6 protein-coding genes are annotated in these 6452 nt (G+C 47.6%); 1 reads left to right on the top strand and 5 read right to left on the bottom strand.

Going from position 1 to position 6452, the window contains the following annotated elements; all coding sequences use genetic code 11:
• Positions 1-228: 228 nt before the first annotated feature.
• Positions 229-1527, bottom strand: a complete 1299-nt coding sequence (locus tag QUA56_RS20430) for an MFS transporter (RefSeq protein WP_333360887.1) — start codon at positions 1525-1527, stop codon at positions 229-231.
• A 348-nt stretch (positions 1528-1875) separates the two neighbouring features.
• Here QUA56_RS20430 and QUA56_RS20425 point away from each other — a divergent pair, with 348 nt between their 5' ends.
• Positions 1876-2214, top strand: a complete 339-nt coding sequence (locus QUA56_RS20425) for a P-II family nitrogen regulator (protein WP_265234570.1) — start codon at positions 1876-1878, stop codon at positions 2212-2214.
• Between the two features lie 121 nt (positions 2215-2335).
• On the opposite strand, the gene rdgB is transcribed toward QUA56_RS20425, so the two are convergent.
• The 4 genes from rdgB to folE all read right to left on the bottom strand — a co-directional run bounded on the left by rdgB (position 2336) and on the right by folE (position 6411).
• Entirely contained in the window at positions 2336-2920 is a 585-nt protein-coding gene (gene rdgB, locus QUA56_RS20420) for an RdgB/HAM1 family non-canonical purine NTP pyrophosphatase (protein WP_333360885.1), read from the bottom strand.
• A 39-nt stretch (positions 2921-2959) separates the two neighbouring features.
• Positions 2960-3556, bottom strand: coding sequence for a hypothetical protein (locus QUA56_RS20415; protein ID WP_333360883.1), 597 nt, complete (start codon positions 3554-3556; stop codon positions 2960-2962).
• Between the two features lie 422 nt (positions 3557-3978).
• On the bottom strand, positions 3979-5403 hold the full coding sequence (locus tag QUA56_RS20410; RefSeq protein ID WP_333360881.1) for a phosphoglucomutase/phosphomannomutase family protein: 1425 nt from the start codon (positions 5401-5403) through the stop codon (positions 3979-3981).
• Positions 5404-5676: 273 nt separating this feature from the next.
• Complete coding sequence (folE, locus tag QUA56_RS20405) at positions 5677-6411, bottom strand: GTP cyclohydrolase I FolE (protein WP_333360878.1); 735 nt, start codon at positions 6409-6411, stop codon at positions 5677-5679.
• Positions 6412-6452 lie beyond the last annotated feature (41 nt).

The raw sequence follows: 6452 nt of genomic DNA, 5'->3' as shown, positions 1-6452 counted from the left end.
GCGGTGCTTACCTCACGCAAGCTACATAAGCACAATTAAGAGGGCTAAAGCTAGGGCTACGTACCTCACTTACTTGAGAACCGCTATATGTTAGAGATCGATCGCTAAAAGAAAGCCCTCTTCTTTCGGACTTCTCCCTTCTTCCTGACCTCCGTTACATCCGTTACATCCGTTACATCCGTTACATCCCGTACATTGCTCGTTGCCGAACTTCCTTCTTGCCAAAGTTCACAATACGTCCGCCAGGACTTTGCGGGTATGGCGCCAAGCTGCCATGCCCATCACCGAGACCAAAAAGCCCAAACTCAGCAACACGATCCGCAAGCCTAAGTCATCCGAGCCGACGGCTTTGCTGACAGCATCCGTCAGCGGCCCAGTAATCGCTAAAGGCAGGCTCAGAGCAATATTAATCGCATTGTTTTCCAATCCAAAGACTTTGCCCCGCATAGATTCTGGAGTTTTTTCTTGAATCAGAGCTTGCATCGGGCCGTTAATTAAGGAAGCACCAAAACCGAATAGAGCGCTCAATCCGAATCCCACCCACAACTGTCTGACAAAGGCAAACATTGCTAATACAAAACCCATCATCAAAAAACCGATTAACGGCAGAGGTTTGTGGTGGAGGCGATCGCCCCAGTGTCCCAAAAAAGCCGCGCCGAAGACCATTCCGATTCCCGCTGCAGCCAGCAAAAAGCCAAATTGAGTTTCTTTGAGACCTATTTTGCCTGAAAGCGCGATCGCCAACACCTGAAGCGCCGCAAACACAGAATACAAAATCGTCAACTGCACCATCGCGTTGCTGACAAGGCGATTGTGTTTCAAATACCGCAAACCTTCCTTGAGGTCTTGCCAAGGATGAATGTTTTTGCCGCTGCTGCCGGCACGAGTTTCTTTGATCTGCATGGCATAGATCAAACCTGCGGATATCAGGTACAACCCGCCCAGCAAAAACTCTTGAGAAGCTGCTCCGAAGCTGTGTTTTACCCAACTAAACAGCGGTTCGCCGATCGTCATACCGACAATAATGCCGCCCATTGTGGACGAGGCGAACAGCGCATTTGCCGACATCAGTCCCTCTCGCCCCACCGCCAGGGGGATTGCCGCCTGCTCAGCCGGAGCAAAAAATTGCGTTACGGTAGAGATCAAAAACGTCATCGCCAACAAAACGGCAAAAGCTTTGGGCAAAAACGGCAAAGCTATAATCAGCACGGCTCGAATCACGTTGCAGCCGATCAGCATTTGCTTTTTGGAAAAGCGGTCTACGACGATACCGGCCGCCGAACCAAATACGATCGCCGGCAGCGTGTAGGCGATCATCACCGCTGACAGCATAGAATTTCCCGAATGCTGCCAAGAAACAGGCCAGGGTAGGTAGTCGCCTGTTTTCAGCAGAATAATCAGCAATACGTAAAAGATTTTATCGGCCACTTGGGCCAACAACTGGCCTGTCCACAAGGCGAGGAAGGGGCGATTTCTCAGTAGGGCATCAAGCCCGCTGCGGTCAGGGGGAGGGCTGGCTGGGTGCATAAGAATAGTTTAACTGACCGCCTCTGGCAATTATAGTTTTCAGCAATAGGTGCAAATCTCACATAGCAAAGCGGAAACCCGGAAAACTCCTGTCTCCTGCGTTCTTTTTCTGTTTTAGCAGATGGCGGGGGACGGCTGCACTCTTCTTCACTCTACCGCGATCGGCCAGAGTCCAGAGCCCGCGCCCCCGGAAAATCTGAGAATATTGTTAAAGGTTGGCGTGAATTTCGTCGCGAGTACAACATAGGGTAATATATTTGACAAAATACTTGCTGTTGGCAGTGATATTAAAAGATGTCACGCCGATTAAGTAATATAACGAAAGTAGTAATGTTAGGAGTGAGAAACTTGAAAAAGGTTGAAGCTATTATTCGCCCCTTTAAACTAGACGAAGTGAAAATCGCGCTCGTCAATGCTGGCATTGTGGGGATGACTGTTTCTGAAGTTAGAGGTTTTGGGCGTCAGAAGGGCATGACTGAACGCTATCGCGGTTCTGAGTACACCGTTGAGTTCTTGCAAAAGCTCAAGGTCGAGATTGTTGTGGAAAACGATCAGGTTGACATGGTGGTTGATAAAATTATTGCTGCTTCCCGCACGGGCGAGATTGGCGACGGCAAGATTTTCATCTCTCCTGTAGAACAAATTATTCGGATTCGGACTGGGGAAAAAAACCAGGAAGCAATCTAAGATACTGGGGAATAGGGAATGGGGCATTGGGCATTGGGCATTGGGCATTGGGCATGGGGCATTGATCTGCCTACTAACTAATGACTACTGACTAATGACTTCTTCCCTCTTTCTTCGGAATTTACTTGACAATTGTCTCGATTTGTGGTATTAAAGCCTGGAATGCTCTGCCGCGGTGGGAGTGCGATCGCTTGATCTCTGGTGTCATTTCTGCAAAAGTCTGTTGCTGTGCGGGCACGTAGAAAATCGGGTCATACCCGAAACCTCCCGTACCGCGTGGAGTTTGCAGGATTTCGCCGCGGCAAATTCCTTCTACTTGCACGGCAATTGTACCGTCAGGACGGGCGATCGCGATCGCGCCAACAAATTGTGCTTGTCGGTTTTGTTCGCTTCCCAATTCTTTGAGAAGTCGATCGATCCTGTCAGCATCGGTTTTCCCGTAGCGCCCCGAGTAAATCCCAGGTCTACCGTCGAGTGCATCTACCATTAAACCTGAATCATCGGCGATCGACCATTGGCCGGTTGCTTTTGCCACTTCAGACGCCTTCAAGCAAGCATTAGCAATAAAAGTTTCGCCTGTTTCCTCGATTTCCAACTCTTCCGGTTTAAGCTGCAATTCCCATCCCAAATCCTGAAGATAAACTTGCATTTCCTTGAGTTTACCCTGATTGCCCGTAGCTAAAACTAGCAATTTGCGATTAGTCATTATTTCTCTTAAAACTTACCCATTGATATTAACAAAAGATTAAGAAAATGGTTGCAATAAAATTCCCAAAATCTTATCAACCTCTTTAATATAGTATTCTGTCGGATCGATATAGAGAGTAGTTGCCTCTAAAATCAAGAACTTCCAGTTAGTGCCAGTCGTCACTGAACCGTAAATGCGATCGACCTCACTGTCTTGGTTTTGATTGAAACATTGAGCCGCTACCATTGCCGCCGCGCATTGCCCCAACCCGCCAATAATATCTTCTTTTTTCGCTTCAAAGATAGTCACAACTGGAGCGCTGATAAACAATTGTTCTTGAGAACCGCTAATAATATAATCGCAAAATCCTTGCAATCCCCTTGCTGGATCGACAGTAAAATCCTTACCTGAAAACAGCGAAACTCGCTTGTTTAACAGCCGCCTAACTTCTGCCAAAATCGGAGCAATTAAAAATTCCGATCGAGCCTTCTCAGTGGAAATAGAAATTGCTAAAGGCACGTAATCGTTTAAAATAGTTGTTAAGATTTCTGACGGTACAACAGGGGATGTAGCGGCAAATAAATCGCGGCTTTCATCCAAAGTTAAACCAAAATCTTTTTTGACTTTCGCAAGGCTGAAATCGCTGTATGCCATTTGCTTTTATCCTAAAATTAACCAGATACCAAATCCGGGTTAGCCATCCCCATTATGAGGGGTAGGGTGCGTCGCTCGTTTAATCTTGGCGGGCGGGCGAGAATTATTCGTGGCGACGCACCCTACTTTCATGCTCATCATAAAGGGGGTAAGCAACCCGGATTTGATATGATATAGCAATAGTATTTCCTTGGTGAGTAAGATTTTTTTTTCCGAACCGCGAAGACGCGAAGGACGCGAAGAAAGAGAAAAGAAGAGAAGAGAAAGAGTTCACCATTGATGGGAGGATTGCTACGGCAATACGATTTCATTTATGAACAAGATTTTTTTAACCGCAGATGGCGCAGATGGCGCAGAGAAAGAGAGGTGTGATATTAAGTCATCCGCGTTCATCTGCGTTTATCTGCGGTTAAAAAATCAAATTAATTTTGCGCCCAATCCTTCGCCCAATTTAAGTTTTGCATCACTTCTTTCAATGTCGCCGCTTCCGAATACAGCCGCAGCACTGGTTCGGTTCCGCTAAACCGAATTAACAGCCAACTTCCGTCGGCTAAACGGAATTTATATCCGTCAACTTTGTTGCAATCTACAACTGCTTTGCCGGCGATTTCAGTTAAGGGTTGATTTTGCAGCAGCGACAGCAAGCGCGACCTTTCTTCCATGTTTGCTAAGTGCAAGTCGATTCTGTCATAAGCTGAAGTAAAGCTGGTTTCTTGTTGCAGTCGGCTGTAAATTTCGCTTAAGTCTTCCCCGGATTTGACAACTGCTTCTAACAAGTACAGCGCTGACAGTAAAGCATCTCGTTCGGGAATGTGCGTACCGTAGCCAATTCCTCCCGATTCTTCGCCGCCGACTAAGACTTGGGTGGTTAACATTCGATCGGCTATATACTTGTAACCGATCGGCGTTTCAAATAAAGGCAAGTCGTACAGCTTGGCAATTTTGGGAATTATGTCTGAACCGCTGACTGTTTTGATGACTTCCCCGGTCAAGCCGCGCCGTTTTGCTAAATGTTCGATTAATATGGGAACTAGGATTTGTGAACTGAGAAAGTTGCCGCTAGAGTCAACGGCTGCAATTCGATCGCTATCTCCGTCAAATACAAATCCGATCGACAAACCAGAACTTTTTCGCTGGTGAGTTCGCATCACGCGGAATAACTGCGACAGGTAGCGCGGCAAAGGTTCGGGTGCACCGCCGCCGAACAGCGGATCTCGATCGCTGTTGACTTCCTGCACTGTTTCTTCTAAAATTTGAGCTAATCCTCCTGCTGCGGCACCGTGCATTACATCTACAAATACTGTAATTTTGCCGCTGGCGATCGCTTCTTTAATCGCCTCAATATCTACCATTTCCCGCAAGGTTTTGCAGTAAGCCGGCCAAGGATTGAAATTCTCCAATTTCCCGGGAGTTGCTGAAAGTGCTGCCGGATTGTCGAGTTTTTCTTCTATATGTTGAGTAACTTCGGGCGAAACTGAACCGCCAAATCCGCCCTTGACTTTTAACCCTAAATATGCACCTGGATTGTGGCTGGCTGTCAGGACGATCGCGCCCAAAGCATTTAATTGTTTGGCAGCTAAACTGAAAGCCGGAGTAGGGGCATAGGATTCGCTCAAGAGCACGTCAAATCCTGCGTTTTGGACGGCAACAGCCGCTGTTTTGGCAAATTCTTCAGCCAGAAACCGGCGGTCGTGACCGACAATTACGGTACCGCTGCTGCCATCGCTGCCACCAGTTTGTGCGAGAACTTGTGCAGCTAGGGGAGCTACTAACGCCACGCGATCGAATGTAAAATCGTCAGCAATGATGCCGCGCCAGCCATCTGTACCGAATTTAATAGGATTCATTAGTCACAAGCCATGAGTCACCCGTCTATTTTATGGGTTTATCAGTCGATCGTCATCCGATTTTAGATTTTAGATTTTAGATTTTAGATTTTGGAATCGCTGCCACAGCCTTTACTGTGGCTGTTGACTGTTGACTGCTGACTGTTAGTTGTCATTAGCCTTGCTTGATAGATGATGTTGGGCGGAGTGAAACGGAGGGTTCGTCCCTCAACCCAACCTACTAATTACTGTTAACTGCCAACTGTCAACTGTCAACTGTCAACGGTCAACTGACTAAAAGAATGCCGGTTGGTGGCGGATCAAATTCAGGAATTCTTCGCGAGTTTTCTGTTCCTCTTGAAACACGCCCAACATGGCACTCGTAACCGTCCAAGCACCGGGTTTTTGCACGCCCCGCATCGTCATGCACATATGGCTGGCTTCCATTACTACAGCCACTCCCTTCGGTTCCAATATTGTCTGAACTGCTTCGGCAATTTGGCGCGTCAAACGTTCCTGCACCTGCAATCGACGGCTGTACATTTCGGCAATTCGGGCTAATTTGCTCAGTCCCACTACTTTTTGGTTGGGAATGTAAGCAATGTGAACTCGGCCCATAAACGGCAGCATATGGTGTTCGCACATACTGAATACGCTGATGTCTCGCACCAGTACCATTTCGTTGTGACCTTCGTCAAAAATAGCGCCGTTGAGGAGTTCTTCGAGGGATTGACTGTAGCCGCTGGTGAGAAACTGCATTGCTTCTGCTACCCGCTTCGGGGTTTTGAGCAATCCTTCGCGTTCGGGGTCTTCTCCTATTCCGAGCAGCATGGTCCGAACGGCCTCCATCATTTCTTCCTGACCTACTTCTGAGGGTACGGGGACGCTGGATTCTTGACCGTTCGAGGAATTGCGATCTGGTCGAGTGGTGATGCGCGGGGTGTTGTTGTCTGCGGTTTCTGAAAGTTTCATGCTGTCAGTCGAGGTTGAGTTCGAGCCATTGGAATCGTTGGAAGATGCAATTGTCATAAGAAGTTGGTGTGAGGGTGAATCGATTTTCGATTTTCGAT

It is taken from the genome of Microcoleus sp. N3A4 (genome assembly GCF_036701805.1).
Lineage (GTDB): Bacteria > Cyanobacteriota > Cyanobacteriia > Cyanobacteriales > Microcoleaceae > Microcoleus.
This window is presented reverse-complemented; position numbering and strand designations above follow the sequence as displayed.